Source organism: Actinacidiphila sp. bgisy144 (assembly GCF_057708105.1).
The window spans coordinates 50,142-70,784 of record NZ_JBYIRM010000033.1; the positions used below are offsets into that span (position 1 = coordinate 50,142).

14 protein-coding genes and 1 pseudogene are annotated in these 20,643 nt (G+C 73.5%); 8 read left to right on the top strand and 7 right to left on the bottom strand.

Translation table 11 applies throughout. The features are described 5' to 3' along the window. Positions 1 to 66 precede the first annotated feature (66 nt). The 3 genes from AC3EVP_RS30005 to AC3EVP_RS30015 all read right to left on the bottom strand — a co-directional run bounded on the left by AC3EVP_RS30005 (position 67) and on the right by AC3EVP_RS30015 (position 5,163). Positions 67 to 3,477, bottom strand: coding sequence for a type 2 lanthipeptide synthetase LanM family protein (locus AC3EVP_RS30005; protein WP_435135306.1), 3,411 nt, complete (start codon positions 3,475 to 3,477; stop codon positions 67 to 69). A gap of 174 nt (positions 3,478 to 3,651) precedes the next feature. After that, complete coding sequence (locus AC3EVP_RS30010) at positions 3,652 to 4,509, bottom strand: NmrA family NAD(P)-binding protein (RefSeq protein WP_435135308.1); 858 nt, start codon at positions 4,507 to 4,509, stop codon at positions 3,652 to 3,654. Positions 4,510 to 4,554: 45 nt separating this feature from the next. Beyond that, positions 4,555 to 5,163, bottom strand: coding sequence for a TetR/AcrR family transcriptional regulator (locus tag AC3EVP_RS30015; protein WP_435135310.1), 609 nt, complete (start codon positions 5,161 to 5,163; stop codon positions 4,555 to 4,557). Between the two features lie 205 nt (positions 5,164 to 5,368). Between AC3EVP_RS30015 and AC3EVP_RS30020 the strand changes: the two genes are divergently transcribed. The 3 genes from AC3EVP_RS30020 (at position 5,369) to AC3EVP_RS30030 (ending at position 8,809) form a co-directional block, all read left to right on the top strand. Continuing rightward, positions 5,369 to 6,307, top strand: a complete 939-nt coding sequence (locus AC3EVP_RS30020; RefSeq protein ID WP_435135312.1) for a DUF5996 family protein — start codon at positions 5,369 to 5,371, stop codon at positions 6,305 to 6,307. Positions 6,308 to 6,372: 65 nt separating this feature from the next. After that, positions 6,373 to 7,851: an aminotransferase class I/II-fold pyridoxal phosphate-dependent enzyme gene (locus tag AC3EVP_RS30025; protein WP_435135315.1), complete on the top strand. Its 1,479-nt coding sequence runs from the start codon at positions 6,373 to 6,375 to the stop codon at positions 7,849 to 7,851. A 187-nt stretch (positions 7,852 to 8,038) separates the two neighbouring features. Then, positions 8,039 to 8,809 (top strand): sigma-70 family RNA polymerase sigma factor, encoded by a 771-nt coding sequence (locus tag AC3EVP_RS30030; RefSeq protein ID WP_435135317.1) that lies wholly within the window; start codon positions 8,039 to 8,041, stop codon positions 8,807 to 8,809. A gap of 48 nt (positions 8,810 to 8,857) precedes the next feature. On the opposite strand, the gene AC3EVP_RS30035 is transcribed toward AC3EVP_RS30030, so the two are convergent. Next, positions 8,858 to 9,571, bottom strand: a complete 714-nt coding sequence (locus AC3EVP_RS30035; protein WP_435135319.1) for a GAF domain-containing protein — start codon at positions 9,569 to 9,571, stop codon at positions 8,858 to 8,860. A 100-nt stretch (positions 9,572 to 9,671) separates the two neighbouring features. Here AC3EVP_RS30035 and qcrB point away from each other — a divergent pair, with 100 nt between their 5' ends. The 4 genes from qcrB (at position 9,672) to AC3EVP_RS30055 (ending at position 13,771) form a co-directional block, all read left to right on the top strand. After that, complete coding sequence (gene qcrB / locus AC3EVP_RS30040; protein ID WP_435135321.1) at positions 9,672 to 11,300, top strand: cytochrome bc1 complex cytochrome b subunit; 1,629 nt, start codon at positions 9,672 to 9,674, stop codon at positions 11,298 to 11,300. 86 nt (positions 11,301 to 11,386) lie between these two features. After that, complete coding sequence (gene ctaD, locus AC3EVP_RS30045; protein ID WP_435135373.1) at positions 11,387 to 13,030, top strand: aa3-type cytochrome oxidase subunit I; 1,644 nt, start codon at positions 11,387 to 11,389, stop codon at positions 13,028 to 13,030. Continuing rightward, positions 13,027 to 13,422 carry an aa3-type cytochrome oxidase subunit IV gene (gene ctaF, locus AC3EVP_RS30050; protein WP_335980469.1) on the top strand — a complete coding sequence of 132 codons (396 nt, stop codon included), beginning with the start codon at positions 13,027 to 13,029 and terminating at the stop codon, positions 13,420 to 13,422. Before ctaD ends, ctaF begins: the two co-directional genes overlap by 4 nt. A gap of 124 nt (positions 13,423 to 13,546) precedes the next feature. After that, positions 13,547 to 13,771 (top strand): hypothetical protein, encoded by a 225-nt coding sequence (locus AC3EVP_RS30055; RefSeq protein WP_435135324.1) that lies wholly within the window; start codon positions 13,547 to 13,549, stop codon positions 13,769 to 13,771. A gap of 113 nt (positions 13,772 to 13,884) precedes the next feature. Here the strand turns inward: AC3EVP_RS30055 and tkt are convergent, their stop codons facing one another. The 3 genes and pseudogenes from tkt to AC3EVP_RS30070 form a co-directional block, all read right to left on the bottom strand. Then, positions 13,885 to 16,101 carry a transketolase gene (gene tkt / locus AC3EVP_RS30060; protein ID WP_435135326.1) on the bottom strand — a complete coding sequence of 739 codons (2,217 nt, stop codon included), beginning with the start codon at positions 16,099 to 16,101 and terminating at the stop codon, positions 13,885 to 13,887. A 192-nt stretch (positions 16,102 to 16,293) separates the two neighbouring features. Beyond that, positions 16,294 to 17,512: pseudogene (locus AC3EVP_RS30065) on the bottom strand (pectate lyase family protein); the annotation flags it as partial. A 116-nt stretch (positions 17,513 to 17,628) separates the two neighbouring features. Continuing rightward, a complete protein-coding gene (locus AC3EVP_RS30070) occupies positions 17,629 to 19,299 on the bottom strand; it encodes an RICIN domain-containing protein (protein WP_435135328.1) in 1,671 nt (556 codons plus the stop codon). A 668-nt stretch (positions 19,300 to 19,967) separates the two neighbouring features. Here AC3EVP_RS30070 and AC3EVP_RS30075 point away from each other — a divergent pair. After that, a complete protein-coding gene (locus tag AC3EVP_RS30075) occupies positions 19,968 to 20,639 on the top strand; it encodes a GntR family transcriptional regulator (protein WP_335980459.1) in 672 nt (223 codons plus the stop codon). Positions 20,640 to 20,643 lie beyond the last annotated feature (4 nt).

A 20,643-nucleotide genomic window follows, 5' to 3' on the forward strand; every position in this document is an offset into this window, starting at 1 on the left:
GGAATCCCCGGCGCATGCGCGCTTGGTCGACCCGCGGGCCCGGGCGCCTGCGCGGGCCCGCGGATCTCAGACCGGGGGAGGGGGTGCCAGCAGCAGGACCGGAGCCACCCGTCCGGGAGCGGCGATCCGGAGCAGCCCGTGGCCGATCCCGGCCAGCCCGGTCATGAGCCCGGGCGTCGCGATCCCGCCCGGTGTCCCGCAGACCGGCCCGTCCCGCTCGATCCGCCGTACGACGGCCGCCGCGTCCCGCGACCACGCGCCGTCCGCGGCCATGCCGTCCGATGCGGCGGCGGCGAGCAGTTCGAGGTTGCCCAGGGCGCCGTGGCACAGGCTGTCGTTGCGGTGCCGCCCGAAGCGGGCGGTGCTGTCCAGCGCCCGCCGCAGGTCCGCGCGGCTGTCCGCCAGGGCGTCCGCCGCGCCGGTCCCCGCACACCTGCGCAGCACCGAGGCCCTGGCCAGACCGACCCCGGGCGCGCCGTGGCACCAGGAGTGCTGGCCGCCCGGCTCCGCCCTGCGGTGGTCCGGCCAGTTGTCCAAGGCGGCGTCGTACGCGCCGTGTTCGTAGCCGAACGCACGCAGGCCCGTGGTGCGGGCGGCCTCGTCGCCGGTGCGCGCGGCGTACGACAGCAGGGCCCAGCCGGCGCCCGCGGCGCCGTGGGAGAAGCCGAGCAGCGGGCGCGGCGCCGTACCCGGCCAGCCGGCACCGGCGCCGGCCGGCACCGCGCCCGCGACGAGCGCCTCGGCGCAGCGCTCCGCCAGCCGGCGCGCCGCGGCCCCGTGCCCGGCACCGCCGGACAGGGCCTCGGCGACCGCGAGACAGCCCGCGGTGCCGCTGATCACGTCGTGGGCGACGCCACCCGACACGCGCTCCCGGGCATGGTCCAGCAGGGGTGCGACCAGGGCCCCGGCGGAGGTGTCGCCGAGCAGCGCGGAACAGCAGGCCAGCGCGTACGCCACCCCGCTCATACCGGTGAACGCCCCCACGGCCGCCTCGGCTTCGTGCGGGCCGCCGCCGTCGAGCACCTCCCGCGCGTACCCGGTGACCGGGTCCAGGGCCCGCCGGGCCAGGTCGGCGTGGGCCGGCTCGCCGGTGACGCCGGCGAGTTGCGCCAGGAACAGGGCGATGCCCGCGTACCCGTTGTACAGGTCTACGCCCAGCGGCCGTACGGACCAGCGCGACTCCTGCCACAGGTCGAGCCCGAGCCAGCCGAGCCGCCCTGCCGCGCCGGGCGCTCCGGGACCGGCGAACGCCGACGCCTCGAGGCGGTCCGCGACGGCGCGCGCGGCCTTAAGCGCCCGCGCGGCCAACTCCGCGGGCACGGCGCCGGGTTCGGGCCCGGCGCCGTCAGGCGCGGGGGCGCTGTCGGCCGGGCGCGGCGCGGCGCCGTCGGTCCGGGTGGCCAGGTGCGCCGCGACGATCCACCCCTGGTCGGCGAGGTCGCGCTCGCCCATCCCGGCCAGGGTGCGCCCGACCCGCTCCGCGCCGGACTCCGGCAGCAGGCCCGCGATGACCGTGCCGCTCGCCGCGCGCACGTCGCGGGAGCCGGCGCGGGCGGTGAACAGCGGGACGTCGCCCGCCCACAGGTCGGCCACCTCGTGCCGGACCAGCCGGGCCCGGGCCGGGTCGGCGGCGGCCCTGGCCCACAGCACGCCGAACACCTGGTCCCGGTCGAGCGCGTCGCGCAGCGCGTCCGGGTGCGTGGTCTCGGCGAGCAGAGTGGCGTACTCGTGGGTGGGCCGCGGGATGATGCGCGCGGGGTCGTCCGTGAAGCGGGCCAACACGCCGTCCGCCGCGAGGAGTTCGGTGCGTGCGGCGGCGAGCGCCTGGTACCCCTCGCGGTAGCCGGCCAGCAGCGGGGCCGCGTAGCGCACGGCGTCCAGGTCGGTGCCGTCCAGCCGGGGCCGGTTGCGGACCTCGCCGAGCACGGGCCGCACCCGCTCCACGCGCATCGTGTCGGTGCCCGCCCCGGCGAAGTCCGCGACCCGGTACGGCAGCGCCGCGTCCTGGTCGCCGCCCATGCCGCCCGCGTCGAACGCCTGCCCGTCGGCGCCGATGACGACGGACGGCAGCAGGCCGACCCGGCCCACCGACTCGCGGTAGGCCGTCACCGCCGGGTCGCCGTCCAGCGTCGGGCTGCCGTAGGTGCGGGGGAGGTCGGCGCAGAACAGCGACTCGAGGTCGATCGGGACCGGCTGGTCGCCGACCGCGATGAGGTTCTCGAAGTGGAAGTCGACGCCGCCCAGGGTGTGCAGCAGCGCGAGCAGCACGCCCTGGCGGTGGAAGTACCGGGTCGCGGCGGCGGCGTCCGCGCACGGCGCCGGGTGGACGAACCCGACCCAGCCGTGGCCGCCGCGGTCGAGGACGGGGAGCGTCATCAGCCGGGACCGCGCCGGCAGCCGCCCGTTGTACCACTCGACGGCGTCGTTGAAGTGCCGGTGCATGCGCGGCGGCCGGGGCTTGTAGACCGCGCGGGCGCCGGAGGCGAAGGCGGCGACGCCCACCGAGCGGCCGCCGTCGTGCGGGTCGCCCTTGGCCGGCTCGAACGAGGCGAGGGCGCCGGGGTCGGCGCCGCCGAACAGCCGGCGCACCAGCTCCGGCCGGTCGTCGGCGAGCCGCCGCAGGAACTCGGCGTGCACCGCGGCCACTTGGGCGGCGGTGTCGACCAGCAGCCGGGCCAGTACGGCGTACTCGTCGAGGAGTTCGGCCAGCGGCTCCGGGCGGCGGAAGTGCCGGACGAACGAGCCGAAGCGCGCCTCGGGGGTCTCGCCCTCCAACCGGCCGGTGACGCGCAGGACGTTCAGTTCGAGGACGAGCACCCGGGCGGACAGGCGGACCAGGCGCCGGGCGGCGTCGGCGCGGACGGCCTCCCTGACCACGGCGCGGTCCGCGGCGGCAAACGGCCCGGCGGGCCCGGCGCCATCGGCCGCAGCGTCGAAGCGGCGCAGGGCCTCGCGGACGAACGGCGCGACGACGCGGGCGAAGCCGCGCTGCCATCCGCCGGGCCCGTCCCCGTCGAGCGTGTCGGGGTCGTCGGGGGCGTCGTGCGCAGCCGAGGCCGCCACCCGTTCGACGTCCAGCGCCCACGCGGGCTTGGCCGCGCCGCACCGGCGGGCGAGGCGCTCGGGCGGTTCGGCGAGCAGCGCCCGCAAGGCGCGCGGGGTGCCGCCGTACTCGGCCGTCTGGCGCTCCAGCGCGTCTGCGGCCAGCTCGCGGAAGGCGTCGCGCCAGCGCCGGAAGCGGATGTCGGCCACGGCCGCCCGGTCGGCGTCCTCGGGGTCCTCGGCGTCCTCGGCGTCCTCGGGGTGCGAAGCGTCGCCGGTGCCGCCGGCGTCCTCGGTGTCCGGCCACCCGGCGGCGGCGCGCTCGTCCAGGCGGAGCGCGCGCACCCACCAGGCCCCGGTCAGCGCCGACCTGCCGCGCCGCTCCCACGGCATGGCGAGCGGGCGGTCGGCGGTCGGCCCGGTTGTCGGCACCATGCTGGCCTTCCTCGTCCTCGGTCCGGTTTCCCGGCCACGAGTCGACCGCGAGCCGCGGCCGCGCCGCATGCGCGCCCACCACCCACATTCATCCCGCGCGCACGGCCGGCAGGTCCCCGCCCGGCGCGGAAACATGGGTGCGCACCACCCACCCCGCCCCGCCTGGTCGCGGGTTCAAACGGTGCCCGCGTCCGCGAACTGGTCGGCGACGGTGCGCGGTTCGCGGCCCAGCAACGTGCCGAGCAGCGGATCGACCGCCGCGAAGCGGCCTTCCCGGGCCGCCTGGAAGGTGGTGAGCGTCATCCGGGCCATCGCCTCCGGGGTGCCGGCGGCGGTCCGGGCCGCGATCCACGCCTCGTCGTCGGTGGTGACACGTGTGACCGTACGGCCACTGGCCTTCGACGCGAGGGCGGCGACGTCGTCGAACGTGAGGGCCTGACGCGCCGTCAGGGTGGCCGGGCCGTCGACGGTCCGGTCGCCGGCGAGGAGGGCCGCGGCCGCCTCGGCGGCATCGGCCCGGTCGGTCCAGGACACGGGCCCGTCCGCCGGGGCCGTGATGGTGCCGGTCCGCTGCCACGGGCCGAGCAGCCAGGCCAGGCTGTGGGCGTAGAAGCCGTTGCGCAGCGCGGTCCAGGCGACACCCGAGGCCGCCAGGAGCCGTTCGGTGGCGGCGTGGTCGCGGGCCGGGGGGAAGGGGCTGTCGGCGCCGGCGCCCTGGTGGCTGGTGTAGAGGATGCGCCGGGCGCCGGCCGCGACAGCGGCCTCGATCCCGGCGCGGTGCAGTGCGACGGCGTCGGCGTGCGGGTCGTTGGAGGAGACGAGCAGGACCTGCTCGGCCCCCTCGAAGGAGTGGCGCAGCGCGGCCGGGTCCTCGTAGGAGCCCTGGCGCACGCGCACGCCCCGGTCGGCGAAGTGCCGGGCCCGCTCGACGTCGCGCACGCTGACGCCGATCCGCTCGGCGGGTACGCGCGTGAGGAGGTGCTCGACGGTGGCGCCGTTGAGGGCGCCGGTCGCGCCGGTGACGACAATCATGGGTTTCCCTTTCGTTTCCGCGGCGCGCCGGGCGCCCGGCCGGTGTCAGCTCGCGCGCAGCAGCGGCAGGAGGATGTCGTCGACGAGGTGCGCGACGAACGCTTCGTCGCAGGGCGCGCCCGCGACCACGACGCGGTGGACGATCACCGCCGGCGCGACCTCGGCGAAGAGCTCCGCGGCCCGGGGGGACAGCCGCTCGCCGTGGCGGGCCGCCCTGCGCAGCGGCTCGCCGGTCATGGCGGCCTCGTCCCGGCGCCGGATGCGCCGCATCTCCTCCGCGAGCCGGGGATCGCCGCGCATTCCGGCGAACAGCGCTCCCAGCAGGCCGATCTCCTGCTCGGCGATCTGCCGGCCCAGCCAGCCGACGAGCGCGAGCAGATCGCCGCGGAGGTCTCCCGCGGCGGGCTCGGGCGGCACGGCCGGCGAGCGGTACTCGACCGCGGCCGCGACCAGCGCGGCCTTGTCCCGGTGGCGGCGGTAGATCGTCGTCTTCGCCGCCCCGGAACGGCTCGCGACCGCCTCCATGGACAACTGCTCGTAGCCCACCTCGGTCAGCAGCGCCAAGGTCGCCTCGTAGATGGCCACGTTCCGGCTGCTGTCGCGCGGCCGTCCCGTCGCGCCCGCCCGGCCCGGACCGCCCGCTGCCTCCGCCACACCCGCTCCCTACTTTCGCTACGCTACCGTTGCGTATCGAAAGTACCCCGCCGCCGCCTCCCACGGCAACCCGTCCGCGCCCCGCCCGCCCCCTGGCCGGAGTTGCAGGGCTGCCTGGCGCTGCTCAGCATGGTGAGGAGTGGACCGCCGCCCGCCCCGCCGTCCGACGGCCCGTCCGGCACCCGCCGAGCGAAGGACCACCGACATGGCCACCAGGAACCCCCGCCGAGCCGTACCGCCGTGGCCCCGGCTGCGGGTCGCGGAGTGGGAGGACACGCGCGAGACGCTGCACATGTGGGTCCAGATCGTGGGCAAGGTCCGGCTGGCTCATGCGCCCCTGCTCAACCACTGGTGGCAGGTGACGCTCTACGTCAGCCCGCGCGGGCTGACCACCTCCGCGGTGCCCTGCGCCGGCGAGTTCTTCGACATCGAGTTCGACTTCGTGGACCACGTGCTGCGCCTGCGCAGCAGCGACGGCGGCCTGCGCACCGTCCCCCTGGAGTCGATGCCGGTCGCGGAGTTCGCCGCGCGCGTCAGCCGGGCGCTGGAGGAACTGGACCTGCACACCACCATCCAGGACCACCCCAACGAGGTCGAGCCGGCGATCCCCTTCTCGCAGGACCACCGCCACCACACCTACGACCCGCGCGCGGCGCACCTGTTCTGGCGCCAACTCCTCCAGGCCGACCGCGTGATGGGCGCCTTCCGGGCCCGCTTCGTCGGCAAGGCCAGCCCGGTGCACTTCTTCTGGGGCGCGATGGACCTGGCGTGCACCCGCTTCTCCGGCCGCCGCGCCCCCCGGCACGCCGGAGGAGCCCCGAACTGCGGCGACTGGGTCATGGTGGAGGGCTACTCGCACGAGCTGAGCAGCTGCGGCTTCTGGCCGGGCGGCGGCGAGGAGGGCGCCTTCTACTCCTACGCCTATCCCGAACCGCCCGGCTACGCCGACCGCCGCGTCACACCCTCGGACGCCTTCTACAGCCGCGAGCACGGGCAGTTCCTGCTCCCGTACGAAGCGGTGCGCACCGCCGACGACCCGGACGCGGCCCTCACCGGCTTCCTCCAGAGCACCTACGAGGCCGCCGCGGACGGCGCCGGGTGGGACCGGGCGTCCCTGGAGGCCGACCCGGAGCGCTGGGGGTAGGCCGTCCGGTGGATGTTGCGGCCCGCTACCGCTTGGCGGGGCGGGCGCGGGGCAGGGGGGACCGTATGGACCACTCACAAGCGCCGGTGCTGGAGGCCGTGGCGGCGTACCACGCCGAGGGACAACTGCCGTTCACCCCGCCGGGGCACAAGCAGGGCCGCGGCGCCGACCCGCGCCTGCGTGCGGTGCTGGGGGAGGAGGTCTTCCGCGCGGACGTCCTCGCGACCGGCGGGCTGGACGACCGCACGTCCTCCGGGCACGTCCTGCTGCGCGCCGAGGCGCTGATGGCCGACGCCGTCCGCGCCGACCACACCTTCTTCTCCACCTGCGGCAGTTCGCTGTCGGTCAAGGCCGCCATGCTCGCGGCCGCGGGCCCGCACGAGAAGCTGGTCGTCAGCCGCGACGCGCACAAGTCCGTGGTCTCGGGGCTGATCCTGGCCGGCATCCGCCCGGTGTGGGTGGAGCCCCAGTGGGACCCCGGGCTGCACCTCGCCCACCCGCCGTCCCCCGCGTCCTATGAGGCGGCCTTCGAGGAACACCCGGACGCCCGGGGCGCCTTGGTGACCAGCCCGACGCCGTACGGGACGACCGGCGACCTGGCGGAGATCGTCCGGATCGGCCACGCGCGGGACCTGCCGGTGATCGTCGACGAGGCGTGGGGCGCGCATCTGCCCTTCCACCCCGACCTGCCGACCTGGGCGATGGACGCGGGCGCGGACCTGTGCGTGACGTCCGTGCACAAGATGGGCGCCGGCTTCGAGCAGGGTTCCGTCTTCCACCTCCGAGGCGGCCGGATCACGCCCGCGACCCTGGCGGCGCGCGCGGACCTGCTCGGCACCACCAGCCCGTCGGTGCTGCTGTACGCGGGGCTGGACGGCTGGCGGCGCCAGATGGTCGAGCAGGGAGCCGAACTGCTCGACCGGGCGCTGACGCTGGCGTCGCAGGTCCGCGCCACCGTCGAGGGCATCGACGGCCTGTACGTCCACGGGCGGGACGACTTCTGCGGCCCCGGCCGCGGCCACGACCTGGACCCGTTGCAGGTGTTCGTCGACGTCTCCGGGCTCGGCGTGAGCGGCTACCAGGCCGCCGACTGGCTGCGCGCGCACCACCGGATCAACCTGCACGTGTCCGACCACCGCCGGGTCAGCGCCCAGTTCACCCACGCCGACGACGCCGGGACCGCCGACCGGCTGGTGGGCGCGCTGCGCGACCTCAGCCGCCGGGCCGGCCGCACGGAGGGCCTGGAGCGCGACCACCGGCAGGTGGCGGTGCCCGCGCCGGAGCGGTTGCGGCTGGAGCAGGCGATGCTGCCGCGGGACGCGTTCTTCGGCCCCGTCGAGTCCGTGCCGAGCGAGGCCGCGGCCGGCCGGGTCGTGGCGGAGATGCTCACGCCCTACCCCCCGGGCATCCCCGCGGCCCTGCCCGGCGAGCGCCTGGACGAGGCCGTGGTGCGCTACCTGCGCACCGGTGTCGCCGCGGGCATGGTCGTGCCCGACGCCGCCGACGGCTCCCTGGGCACGATCCGGGTGGTGGCCGACAGCTGAGGGGGCGGCGCACCCCGTGGCCGTCCGGGGCGTTACGGCCGGTCGGCCGTTTGGCCCGGGGCACAGCGGTTAGGCGTCGGAGTGTGCTTCGGAACGGCAGGCGCACGAGGCCGTGGACAGCCCTCCGCGCTGCCCGCGGGCCCCCGCCGAGGGGCCGCCACTCCCCGCCGTCCGAAGGATGCGTCTCATGCGCCAGCGCCGTTCCGCCACCCCGCACGAGGAGCCGGCCGAGTCCGCCGACCTGCTGCGCCGCCTGTCGACCGCCGGGCCCGAGCAGCGCGAGGCGCTGCGCGAGCGGCTGGTCGTCGTGTGGATGCCGATGGCCCACCGGCTCGCCGGGCGCTATCGCGGTCGCGGCGAGTCGCTGGAGGACCTGCGGCAGGTGGCCGCCCTGGGCCTGGTCAAGGCGGTGCGCCGGTACGACCCGGTGCGCGGGCACGCCTTCCCGAGCTTCGCGGTGCCCACGATCGACGGTGAGCTCAAGCGCCACTTCCGCGACTACGTCTGGAGCGTGCATGTGCCGCGCGCCGTGAAGGAACTGCGCGCCCGGGTGCGTACGGCCTGCCGTGAGCTCGGCACGGACGACCCGGGGGCGGTCGCCGCGCACACCGCGCTGCCCGAGGGCGCGGTGCAGGAGGCGATCGCGTCGATGGACGAGTTCTCCACCCTGTCCCTGGACCACCGCGTCCACGACGGCACGGCCACGCTCCACGACGTCGTGGGTGCCACCGACCCGGCGTTGGAGACGGTCGAGCGACGGGAGGCGGTCCGGCCGGGCATGGGCGCGCTCACCGAGCGTGAACGCATGCTGCTGTACCTGCGCTACTTCAGGGACATGAAGCAGGCCGACATCGGGGAACTGCTGGGCATCTCCCAGATGCACGTCTCCCGGCTGCTGAACGAGATCTGCGCGACGCTGCGGGCGGGCATGTCGGGGGACGCGCCCGCCGCCGGCTGACTGCCGGCACACGCCCCGTACGGCGCCGCTGTCCGCGGCGCTCCGCCGTCACGCCCGGTCGGCGGCCGCCCCGGCGTGGAGGTGCTCGAGGGCGTCGAGCACGACGGTGCGCCGGTACCAGGACTTCCAGGCCGCGGCGTCGGCGGCCAGTTCCAGCAGCTCGGTCCGCTGGCCGCCGGTGAGCACGTGCGCGGTGTGCGGGTGCCGGACGGACAGCACGCCGATGGGCGGCCCGCCGGGCGCGATCAGGGGCGCGGCGTGCAGGGTCTGCGGGGCCGCCGCGCCGGTGGCCCGCCCCACGCGCCCCCGGTCCGCGGGCAGGGCCGCCTCCACCGCGGTGACCAGGCCGTCCGCGGTCAGGGCCCGGCCCACGACCGACGCGGTGCCGGTCAGGTGGGCGCAGGCGTCGATCTCCGCCGGGGTGTGGCCGCGTTCGGCCTCCAGGACGAGCACGCCGCCGCGTGCGGGGTCGACGAGATGGATCATGGCGCCGGGCGTCGCGGTGAGCCGGGACGCCTCGTCGACCGCTGCCTGCAGGGCCCTGGTCCGCTCCAGCGGGCCGACCCCGCGAGCGGTGAGGAACGGCGCGCCCGGCGGCGGGGTGCGGCGCCGGCCGGGGAACCAGGGGCCGTCGGGCGGGGGAGCGGGCGCGGTGGTGACGGCGGAGGCGAGCGACCTTCCCGTGTGGAGCGCGCTGTGGCAAACGGCGCGCGGGCTGTCGGCCGCGCGGCCCGGGCGACCGGGTGAACTCGCCGCGCACATCCGCCCATTCGGGGTATCCGGCGGTCCGGCGCCGGCGGGCCGGGCGGATACACCTGGTCCCATGTCCGTCGGCGAGGGCGGAGAAGGGAGCGGGTGGCGGATGACTTCGGGCGGGCGCCGGAACGGCAACCACACGTCGGCGCGGGAGACCGCGCTGACCGGCGTCGCGGTGCTCGACCGGCGCCTTCCGCTGGCGGAAGGCGCCAAGTCGCTGCTGCGGAAGGCGTTTCCGGACCACTGGAGTTTCCTGCTCGGCGAGTTGGCGCTCTACAGCCTGGTCGTCCTGGTCCTCACCGGCACCTGGCTCACGCTGTTCTTCCAGCCGGGCACGAAGCAGACGCCGTACCACGGTTCGTACCCGCCGCTCGACGGCCTGCCGGTCTCCGCCGCCTACGACTCGACCCTCCACATCAGCTTCGAGGTGCGCGGCGGCCTGCTGATCCGTCAGATGCACCACTGGTCCGCCCTGGTCTTCGTCGCCGCGATCGGCGTCCACCTGCTGCGGAACTTCTTCACCGGGTCCTTCCGCCGGCCGCGCGAGATCAACTGGATGATCGGCGCGACGCTGTTCCTGCTGGCGATGCTGGAGGGCTTCTGCGGCTACTCGCTGCCGGACGACCTGCTGTCCGGAACGGGGCTGCGCACCGCGAACACCATCGTGATGTCGATCCCGGTGGCCGGCACCTACCTGGCACTGCTGCTGTGGGGCGGCTCCTATCCGGGGACGCTGCTCAACAGCCGCCTCTACATCCTGCATGTGCTGTTCCTGCCCGGGGTGTTGATCGCTCTGGTGACCGTCCACCTGGTCCTCGTCGTGTACCACAAGCACACCCAGTGGAGCGGGCCCGGGCGGACCAACCGCAATGTCGTCGGGCAGCCGATGTTCCCGCAGTTCATCGCCAAGACCGGCGGGCTCTTCCTGCTGGTGACGGGTGTGCTGGCGGTGCTGGGCGCCCTCGTCCAGATCAACCCCGTATGGGAGTACGGCCCCTTCCGCGCCGACCAGGTGAGCACCGACGCCCAACCCGACTGGTACGTGGGGTTCCTGGAGGGCGCGCTGCGGCTGATGCCGCCCTGGGAGAGCGCGGTCGGCGGGCACACGGTCATGTGGAACGTCCTGCTGCCGGCACTGGTGCTGCCCGGGCTGCTGTCCGCGGTGCTGGTCGGCTACCCCGTCTTCGAGCGCTGGGTGACCGGCGACCGCGGTGAGCACCACCTGTGCGACCGGCCGCGCGACCGCCCGTTCCGCACCGGCCTCGGCGTGGCCGCGATCGTCTGGTACGCGGTGCTCCTGGCGGCCGGCGGCAACGACGTCAGCGCGTACGCCTTCCACCTGTCGGTGAACGCGCTGACCTGGATCTTCCGGGTCGCGGTGTTCGCCGGCCCGGTGATCGCCTTCGCGGTCACCCGCAGACTGTGCCTGGCCCTCCAGACCCACGAGCACAAGGCCCTCACCGAGGGCGTGCCGACCGGCGACGTCGAGCAGACCGTCTACGGCGGGATGCGGCCGGTGCACGTACCGGCCGACCCCGTGCGGCGGTACCGGTTCGTCGTACGCGACCTGCCCCGGCCGGCGCCGCCGCCCGACGACGGGGCACCATACCGGGCCCGGCTGCGGTCCGCCCTCAGCCGCTGGTACTACACCCGCCGCGTGGAGCTTCCCGCGACGGCCGAGGAGCGGCGCCGCGCCGACGAGGCGCTGGCCGACCCCGAACGGAGGCAGCGGTGACACGCACCGGCCAAGACCCCGCGAAGGCGCGGACGGACGGGGAACTTCAGCCGCCGGCCGAGCAGCCGGCGGACCGGGGCAGCACGCTGGACAACCGCCTGCTGAACTACGCCACCACCACCGACCACAAGGTCATCGGCAACATGTACATGGTCACGTCGTTCTGCTTCTTCCTGTTCGCCGGGCTGCTGGCGATGGGGATGCGGGCCGAACTGGCCCGGCCCGGACTCCAGTTGTGGAGCGCCGAGCAGTACAACCAGCTGGTCACGATCCACGGCACGATCATGATGCTGCTGTTCGCGACACCGATGTTCGCCGGGTTCGCCAACGCCGTCATGCCGCTCCAGATCGGCGCGCCCGACGTGGCCTTCCCCCGGCTGAACGCGCTGACCTACTGGCTCTACCTCTTCGGCGGCCTCGTCGTCGTCTCCGGCTTCGCGGTGCCCGGCGGCGCGGCGGCCTTCGGCTGGTTCGCGTACGCGCCGCTGAACAGCGCCATCGACTCGCCGGGCACCGGCGCCGACCTGTGGGTCATGGGACTGGTGCTGTCCGGGCTGAGCACCACCCTCGGCTCGGTGAACTTCGTCGCGACCATCGTGTGCCTGCGCGCCCCGGGCATGACCATGTTCCGGATGCCGATCTTCACCTGGAACATCCTGTTCACCTCGATCCTGGCGCTGCTGGCCTTCCCCGTGCTGACCGCGATCCTGCTGGCGCTGGAGGCGGACCGGAAGTTCGGCGCCCATGTCTTCGACGCGGCCAACGGCGGCGCGATCCTGTGGCAGCACCTGTTCTGGTTCTTCGGCCACCCCGAGGTCTACATCGTGGCGCTGCCGTTCTTCGGGGTGGTCACCGAGATCATCCCGGTCTTCAGCCGCAAGCCGGTCTTCGGCTACATCGGCATGGTCGGCGCGACGATCGCCATCACCATGCTGTCGGCGACCGTCTGGGCCCACCACATGTTCGCCACCGGCGCCGTGCTGCTGCCGTTCTTCTCCCTGATGTCGTTCCTGATCGCCGTGCCCACCGGGGTGAAGTTCTTCAACTGGATCGGCACGATGTGGCACGGCACGCTCTCCTTCGAGACGCCGATGCTGTGGTCGGTGGGCTTCCTGGTGACCTTCCTGCTCGGCGGGCTGAGCGGGGTGCTGCTGGCGTCCCCGCCGCTGGACTTCCACGTGACCGACAGCTACTTCGTCGTGGCGCACCTGCACTACGTGCTCTTCGGGACCGTGGTCTTCGCGATGTTCGGCGGGTTCTACTTCTGGTGGCCGAAGTGGACCGGCCGGATGCTGGACGAGCGGCTGGGCCGCATCCACTTCTGGACGCTCTTCATCGGCTTCCAGACCACCTTCCTCGTCCAGCACTGGCTCGGCGAGATGGGCATGCCGCGCAGGTACGCCGACTACCTCGCCCAGGACGGCTTCACCACGCTGAACACGGTCTCCTCCATCGGCGCCTTCCTGCTGGGACTGTCCACCCTGCCGTTCCTCCACAACGTCTGGCGGACCACCCGGCACGCGCCGAAGGTCGACGTCGACGACCCGTGGGGCTTCGGCCGCTCCCTGGAGTGGGCGACCAGCTGCCCGCCCCCGCGCCACAACTTCCACACCTTGCCCAGAATCCGGTCGGACTCGCCGGCGTTCGACCTCCACCACCCCGAGGCGCTGCCGGCCGGCTCCGCCCCCGGCGCCCCCACCCCCGACACGTACCAGGAGGCCGGCGCGTGAGGAGCGAGGCGTACCTGTTCGGCGGAGTCGCCGGCTTCTTCCTGGTCACCGGCGTCGGCTACGGGTGGTGGTCGCGGCAGGAGCCGGCCGGCACGGCCGCGCTGGCCGTCGCCTTCGTCATGGCGTCGCTGATCTGCTTCTTCTTCACCCAGAACTACCGCCGGCGCGGCGCCCGGCCCGAGGACCACCGGGACGGCGAGATCGCCGACCGGGCCGGCCCGCTCGACTTCTTCCCCGCCCGCAGCCCCTACCCGCTGGTCACGGCGACCGGCGCCGTGCTGTGCGCGCTGGGCATCGTCTTCGGGCTGTGGCTGTTCCTGCTCGGCCTGGGCACCCTCGCCTCCGGCGTCGGCGGGATGGTCTTCCAGTACGTCCACCGCGGCGAGGAGTAGCCCCGCCCGCGGGCATTCAGGCGTACCGTCCGCCGATCCGTTGCCACACATCCCCGGCGCGATGCATCAAACGGCACCGAACGGACACCCGAGCGGCAGTCCATCGTCCATGTGAGGAGCGATCATGATCGTCGAGATGCTCTACGACAAGGGCCTGCGGGCCGACCACTGCTACGACGCCGCCCTGGTGTCGGTCGGACTGGCTTTCGCGTCCTGGGCCACCTCCGTCAAGACGGAGTCCCACGGAGTGGAGCGAGCCGACCGCTGGGGGATCTTCGTCGGGGAGTGGGCCCCCACCTTCTTCGGACTCGGGCTGGCGCTGGCGCACCACGAGAAGAAGAAGACCTGACGCCTGCCGGACGGGCTCGGGCCGCCGACCGGGGGATGCTCCCGGTCCGCGGCCCGCGCGCGGGGCGCCCCGCCGTTTCACCTGCCGGTCCACCGCCATGCGGCGGCGGGCGCCTACGGGCGGTCGCCGGTCCCTCCTTCGGTGGGGGCCGAGGTGTGCTGGTGGCCGCCGGGGCGGATCGTGCCCCGGCTGTCGTCGATGCTGTCGCGGGCGGCGGCGGCGACCGCTTCGGGGGTGATGCCGAACTCGCTGTACAGCCGCTGGTAGGCGGCGGAGGCACCGTAGTGCTCCAGGCTGACCGTCCGCCCCGCGTCGCCGACGATCTCCCGCCAGCCCTGCGCCACCGCGGCTTCGACGCTGACCCGGGCCCGCACCGAGGGCGGCAGCACCGAGTCCTGGTAGTCGCGCGGCTGGTCGGCGAACCACTCCCGGCACGGCATCGAGACCACCCGCGCCGCGACGCCCTCCTCGGCCAGCAGCGCGCGGGCCTGAAGGGCGATGTGGACCTCCGAGCCGGTGGCCACCAGGATCACCGCCGGCTCCGCTCCGCCGGCCGGGTCCGCCAGGACGTAACCGCCGCGGGCCGCGCCCCGGGCCGGGGCGTGCTCGCCGCTGTCGCGGTCCAGGACCGGCAGGTTCTGCCGGCTGAGCACCAGTCCGGCGGGCCGGTCGGTGCGCTCCAGGATGGTCTGCCAGCAGACGGTGGTCTCGTTGGCGTCGGCGGGCCGGACGACATGCAGGCCGGGGACGGCGCGCAGCGCCGCGAGGTGTTCGACCGGCTGGTGGGTGGGGCCGTCCTCGCCCAGGCCGATGGAGTCGTGGGTCCACACGTACGTGGTGGGCAGCTGCATCAGCGCGGCCAGGCGTACGGCCGGGCGCATGTAGTCGGAGAACGTCAGGAAGGTGCCGCCGTAGGGGCGGGTCAGGCTCTGGAGCGCGATGCCGTTGAGGATCGCGGCCATGGCGTGTTCCCGGATGCCGAAGTGCAGGGTCCGCCCGTAGGGGCCGCCCTTCCAGTCCTTGGTCTGGCGGTCGGGCGGGACGAAGGACGGTTCGCCGGACATGGTGGTGTTGTTGCTCCCGGCCAGGTCGGCCGAGCCGCCCCATAGCTCCGGCAGGACCGGGGCGAGCGCGTCGAGCACCTTCCCGGAAGCCGCCCGGGTGGCCATCCCCTTGGCGTCGGCGGGGAAGACGGGCAGCACGTCGGTCCAGCCGTCCGGCAGCTCCTGCCGCTGCAACCGGTCCAGCAGCGCGGCGCGCTCCGGGTGGGCCTGCCGCCAGGCCGTGAACGTCTCGTCCCATGCCGCGTGCGCCTGCCGGCCGCGCTCGGCCGCCCGCCGGGTGCGGGCCAGCACGCCGTCCTCGACGGTGAAGTGCGCCTCGGGGTCGAAGCCCAGCAGCTTCTTCGTGGCGGCCACCTCGTCCTCGCCCAGCGCGGAGCCGTGCGCCTTGCCGGTGTTCTGCTTGTTCGGGGCGGGCCAGCCGATCAGGGTGCGCAGCATGATCAGCGACGGGCGGCCGGTCTCCTGCCGGGCGGCCCGGGTCGCGGCGAGCAGGGCGTCGACGTCCTCGACGTACTCACCGGTGCCGGTCCAGTCGACGGTCTGCACGTGCCAGCCGTAGGCGGCGAACCGCGCGGGGACGTCCTCGCTGAAGGCGACGTCGGTGTCGTCCTCGATGGAGATGTGGTTGGAGTCGTAGAAGACGGTGAGGTTGCCCAGTTCCTGGTGGCCGGCCAGGGAGGCGGCCTCACTGGTGACGCCTTCCATCATGTCGCCGTCGGAGGCGACGACGTAGACGTGGTGGTCGAAGGGGCTGGTGCCCGGCTCCGCGTCCGGGTCCAGCAGGCCCCGTTCGCGGCGGGCCGACATGGCCATGCCGACCGCGCCGGCCATGCCCTGGCCCAGCGGCCCGGTGGTGATCTCCACGCCGCGGGTGTGGCGGTGCTCGGGGTGGCCGGGGGTGGCCGAGCCGAAGGTCCGGTACGCCTCCAGGTCCGACAGCTCCAGTCCGTAGCCGGCCAGGTACAGCTGGATGTACAGGGTCAGGCTGGAGTGCCCGCAGGACAGCACGAACCGGTCCCGCCCCAGCCACTGGTCGTCGGCCGGGTCGTGCCGCATGACGTTCTGGAACAGCAGGTAGGCCAGCGGGGCGAGGCTCATCGCGGTGCCCGGGTGCCCGTTGCCGACCTTCTGCACCGCGTCGGCCGCCAGCAGCCGTACGGTGTCCACCGCCCGCACGTCGACCTCGTCCCAGCCGGCCTGCTCCGCCACCGGGAGCGCCAGGGACCTGTCGCGTCCTGCCGTGCCGTCGGACTGTGCACTCGCCATGCCGTCGCTCCTTCGTCGAGTGGGGTCGAGCCGTGCCGGGCGCAAGGGCTCTCGTCCCCTACGGCTAACCGCACGCGGCCGCCTCAATCACCGAAACGCGGGAGTGCACCGGGACGGCGCCTTCCGCAAGCAGCGGCGGACGCCGTTCCACCGGGCCGCCGCGCCGCGTGGAACCTGGCGGAACCGCGGCTGCGGCGGCCCGGACGGACCGGGGATCGTGCTGCTATCCGGCGTGGGTCCCGTACCCGGCGACCTTCGGCGTGCCGGTCGCGCCGTTCGGTGACCGGTAGCCCGAGCAGGTGCCGTCCGACACCTTCATCCCTTTGCCGGCGCCCGCGGTCTGGTCGACGATGTCCGGCACACAGGCGGCCGGGTCGAGACTGTAGGAGTAGGGGATGCTGACCGTGGTGTCGGACTGCGGGTCGGGGCCTGCGGGATGGTTCTCGTCACTGTCGGCGGACCAGGTCACGTTGTCGTAGATGTTGCCGCTGACCTGCCAGTAGCCGAGCTCGTTGGTGTAGAAGGTGCCCAGGACGTCGTGGGAGTCCTGGAAGTAGTTGTTCTCCACCTTGATGTGCGCCCCGACCCGGGAGTTGATGCCGGACTTGCCGAGGTTGACGAAGTAGTTGTCGTAGGTGTGGACGGTGGCGCCGCGGTCCAGGGGCGTACGCGAGCCGATGTTCTCGTACAGGTTGTGGTGGTAGGTGATGTACTGGCTTGAGGTGTCGCTGTCCGTGTGCCCGACGAGGCCGGCATGGTCGATGTCGCGCATGATGCTGTAGGAGAGCGTCACGTACTGGGTGTCGTTCTTCAGGTCGAAGAGGCTGTCGTACCCCTGGTCCTCGGTGCACAGCGGGCATCCCGACGCCTCCAGGGTGACGTGGTCGACCCAGACGTTGTGGACGTCGCTCTCCATCCCGATGGCGTCCCCGCCGTTGGACGTGGGCGAGCCCGGTGACTTCTTGACGTTCTCGACGGTCACGTTCTGGATGATGATGTTGGAGGCCTCGCGGACGTGGATGCCCAGCTGGTCGAAAACGGCTCCGCCGCCGACCCCGACGATCGTGATGTTGCTGACGTTCTTGAACTGGATCGCGTCGTCCTCCGTGTCGCAACTGCTGCCCGAGACCTTGCTGGTGTTGCCGTGGTCGATGGTTCCCTCGACCTCGATGGTGATCGGGGTGCTGCTACTGGCTCGGCCGCACAGTGCCGCGTTGATCTCGGTGCCGGTGGTGGCCCGCACCGTCTGGCCGCCCGCACCGCCGGTCGTGCCACCGTTCTGGGTCGCGTAGCCGGTGGCGCCGCTGCCCGCCGCCGACGCCTCGGGTGTCGACAGCGTCACCATGGCCGCGGCCCCCAGGGCCATCGTGGCCAGTGCCGCGGAAAGCCGCAGTGCGACTGGTCGTCTCATCGTCGTTACTCCGTTCGTCTTCCGTTGCCGGACGTTGCTGCCGGTGTCCCGTGCCGCTCCGCCGCGGGAGCGGCACGGGAGAACCGGGGATGTGCGACGGACCTGCCCGAAGGGCGTTACGGCGTCACCTGCCGGCCGCCGAAGGTCACGACGAGGTGGCCGTCCGAGGCGAACGACCAACCCAGAGCGCCGTCGTAGGAGGCGCACCCGGAACCGTTGGAGCCGGCCCAGAACTGGTCGGAGCTGTCGGTGTCTCCGACGACCTTGTCGTTGCTGCCGTCCCCGTCGAACCGGCAGGAGGTGTCGTTGCGGAACTGGGAGTTGCCGCTCTCCCAGTGGAAGTTGCGTTCGGCGTTGTCGATGCTGACGTCGTCGGTGATGGTCATGTCGCCGGGGTTGCTGTTGTAGGTGAACCCGTCATGGCCGTTGTGGTAGGCGATGTCGCGCACCGCGACGTTGTCCACGGCGATCTTGTCGCCGCCGAGCTTGAAGCCGTTGCGGTCGCCGTCCGGGGTCGCGGTGCCGTCGGAGAGGGTGCCCTGGTCGTAGGAGAGCGAGTCCTCGATGGTGACCGGGCCGATCGGTCCGGTCTCGGTCTTGGCGTACAGGTCCCAGCCGTCGTCGCTGTTGTTGTGGGACACGTCGTAGCGGAAGACGTTGCCCGTGCCCACCGTGAGTTTCGCCGCGAAGCCGTCGGCGTTCTCGCCTGAGGAGTCGGCGTTGTCGTGCGACTCGGCGCTGATGACGAGGTTGTCGGACGGCCACTGGTCCTGGGGAGTCGTGGAGTCGATCCGGGAGATCTGCAGTCCCGTGTCGCGGTTGTAGCGCGTCACCGTGCGCTCGATGACGTTGTGGCTGCCGCCGACGAAGATGCCGTTGTCGCCGGCGTGCTCGACGACGATGCCGTACACGTGCCAGTACGACCCGTCCACCTCGAGCCCGCGGTTCGTCGACGTCTCGCTCTGGGCCGAGAAGTCCAGCACCGGGGTCTCACCCGGATAGGCGGACAGCAGGGTGGGGGAGCCGGCCGTCCCGTTGTCGCCCTGCGGGATGGTGACGGTCTGCGCGTAGTCGTACGTCCCGCCGCGCAGGTAGATCGTCCCGCCGGAGCTGACGCGGCCGACCGCCGAGGCGAGCGTGGTCGGGTCCGACTCGGTTCCGGCGGCGTCGGAGGTGCCGTCCGGCGCCACGTACAGCGCACCGGACGCCGGCGTGGTGGAAGGCGGCGTGGTCGTGGGGCTCGGCGAGGTCGTCGTCGGTGTCGGGCTGCCGGTCGCGGTCAGCGTCCACTGCTTCGTGGAAGCGCTGTCGCAGGAGTTCGTCTGGACCAGGGCCCCCGTCGCCGTGGAGTTGTCCTTGAGGTTGGCGCACTTGCCGCCGCCCGCGTTGACGACCTGGTAGCCGCCGCCGGCGGCGGTCAGCGTCCAGGTCTGGCCGGCCGCTCCCGTGCAGGTCTCCTGCTCGATCGGCGCACCCGCGTTGGTCCTGGCGCCCTGGACGCCCACGCACAGCCCGCTGGAGACCGAGGCGATCCGGTACCCGCCGCCGGCGGCGGTCAGGGTCCACTTCTGGCCGTCACCGCCGTTGCAGGTGCTCTGCTCCAACTGGACGCCGGTGGCTTTGCTGGAGCCGGGCAGGTCCAGGCAGAGCGCGCTGCCGGCGTTGGTCAGCGTGTAGGTGCCGGGGCCGGCGCCGGTGGCCGCCCCAGCGGCTCCGGCGGGCGTCGAGGCCAGCCAGGCGGCGGCCGCGGTCGCCACGGCCGCCCCGCCGGCGATCGCGGCGACCATGCGCCGACGTGTTCGCCGGCGCCGGGGCCTGCGCCCCGACGTGAGTCCGTCTGCTGCGCTCATGGAGTGACTCCGTTTCATCGGTACGGAAGGGACCCCCATGGAGAACCGCAACACTGGTGGCGCGGAGGTGGCAGGCGCGGCGGACCGGCAGGCGACATGACCGGTCCGCCGGTGGTGCTTCCGGACGTCCCGGCACCGGTGGACCCCGTGTGCGCCCGACGCTGCTCGCCGCACACATCCGCGGCAGCAGACCACCCCCGACCCGGAGGTCGGCGGTCGTACGGTTACGGCTCGTCGCCCGGCACGGTGGGGGGAGCGGGCCGGGTGCGGTCGTGTGTCACGTCCGCAGACGTGGCGGAAGATCACTCCTCTGATACGTCATATACGACGTATCGAGGAGCACCGCCGAACGTACGAGCGTGCCCAGGACGTGTCAAGGCACCGCGCACCGGTCTTCCGTGGGTCGCAAGTCGAGGCGCCGGATGCGTAGATCGGCCATATGTCGCCTCCGAAGGGGGACTTCGGGGCGCCCGAGGTGAAACGTGCCCGCACCCTTGACCGTCCCGGACGGCGCCCTTAAATTCTGGAACGTCATATATGAGACGCCGTAGGGGTCCTTCGGTTCTCGCACCCACCGCCCCGATCGCACCACAGGAGCCCGCACAGTGGCCGATATCCTTGCGCCGCACGGCAGTCCACGATCCGGAGTACTGCCGCCCTCTCGTACCGAGGCGGTTCTGGAGTCCATCAAGCACGCGATCCTGACCGGAGAACTCACGCAGGGTCAGGCCCTGGTGGAGGCCGAACTGGCCGAGCGGATGGGGGTGTCCAAGACCCCGGTGCGGGAGGCGCTCAAGACGCTGGCAGGCTCGGGCCTGGTGGTGATGCTCCCTTACAAGGGAGTCACCGTCCGCCGCGTGGACCAGGCGCTGGCCCGCGCGGTGTACGACATGCGTCTGCTGCTGGAGCCGGTGGCGGCCGGCCGGGCCGCCCTGTCCGGCCGGGCGCTGGAGGAGGCCGGCAGCGCGCTGGACGCCGCCGACCGGGCCGAGGACGCCGCCGACAGGTCGCTGGCCAACCGGGCCTTCCACCGCGCCCTGTACGCGGGCTGCGGCAATCCGCTGCTGGTGAAGGCCCTGGACGACCTGCGGGACCAGACGGCGCTGGTCTCCAGCGCGGCCTGGGCCCGGCAGCCGTCGTGGGAGCAGGAGGCCCGCGAACACCGCGAGATCCTCGCGGCTTCCCGGGCCGGGGACTCCGACCTCGTACGGACCTTGATGCGCGGCCACATCAGCGCCTTCGTGGCCCGCAACTTCCCCGAGAGCGAAGCGGAGTAGGCCA

Coding starts and splice junctions, on each gene's coding strand:
- AC3EVP_RS30005 (WP_435135306.1), bottom strand. CDS start 3,477: ATGGTGCCGACAACCGGGCCGACCGCCGACCGCCCGCTCGCCATGCCG.
- AC3EVP_RS30010 (WP_435135308.1), bottom strand. CDS start 4,509: ATGATTGTCGTCACCGGCGCGACCGGCGCCCTCAACGGCGCCACCGTC.
- AC3EVP_RS30020 (WP_435135312.1), top strand. CDS start 5,369: ATGGCCACCAGGAACCCCCGCCGAGCCGTACCGCCGTGGCCCCGGCTG.
- AC3EVP_RS30025 (WP_435135315.1), top strand. CDS start 6,373: ATGGACCACTCACAAGCGCCGGTGCTGGAGGCCGTGGCGGCGTACCAC.
- AC3EVP_RS30030 (WP_435135317.1), top strand. CDS start 8,039: ATGCGCCAGCGCCGTTCCGCCACCCCGCACGAGGAGCCGGCCGAGTCC.
- AC3EVP_RS30035 (WP_435135319.1), bottom strand. CDS start 9,571: ATGTGCGCGGCGAGTTCACCCGGTCGCCCGGGCCGCGCGGCCGACAGC.
- qcrB (WP_435135321.1), top strand. CDS start 9,672: ATGACTTCGGGCGGGCGCCGGAACGGCAACCACACGTCGGCGCGGGAG.
- AC3EVP_RS30055 (WP_435135324.1), top strand. CDS start 13,547: ATGATCGTCGAGATGCTCTACGACAAGGGCCTGCGGGCCGACCACTGC.
- tkt (WP_435135326.1), bottom strand. CDS start 16,101: ATGGCGAGTGCACAGTCCGACGGCACGGCAGGACGCGACAGGTCCCTG.
- AC3EVP_RS30070 (WP_435135328.1), bottom strand. CDS start 19,299: ATGGTCGCCGCGATCGCCGGCGGGGCGGCCGTGGCGACCGCGGCCGCC.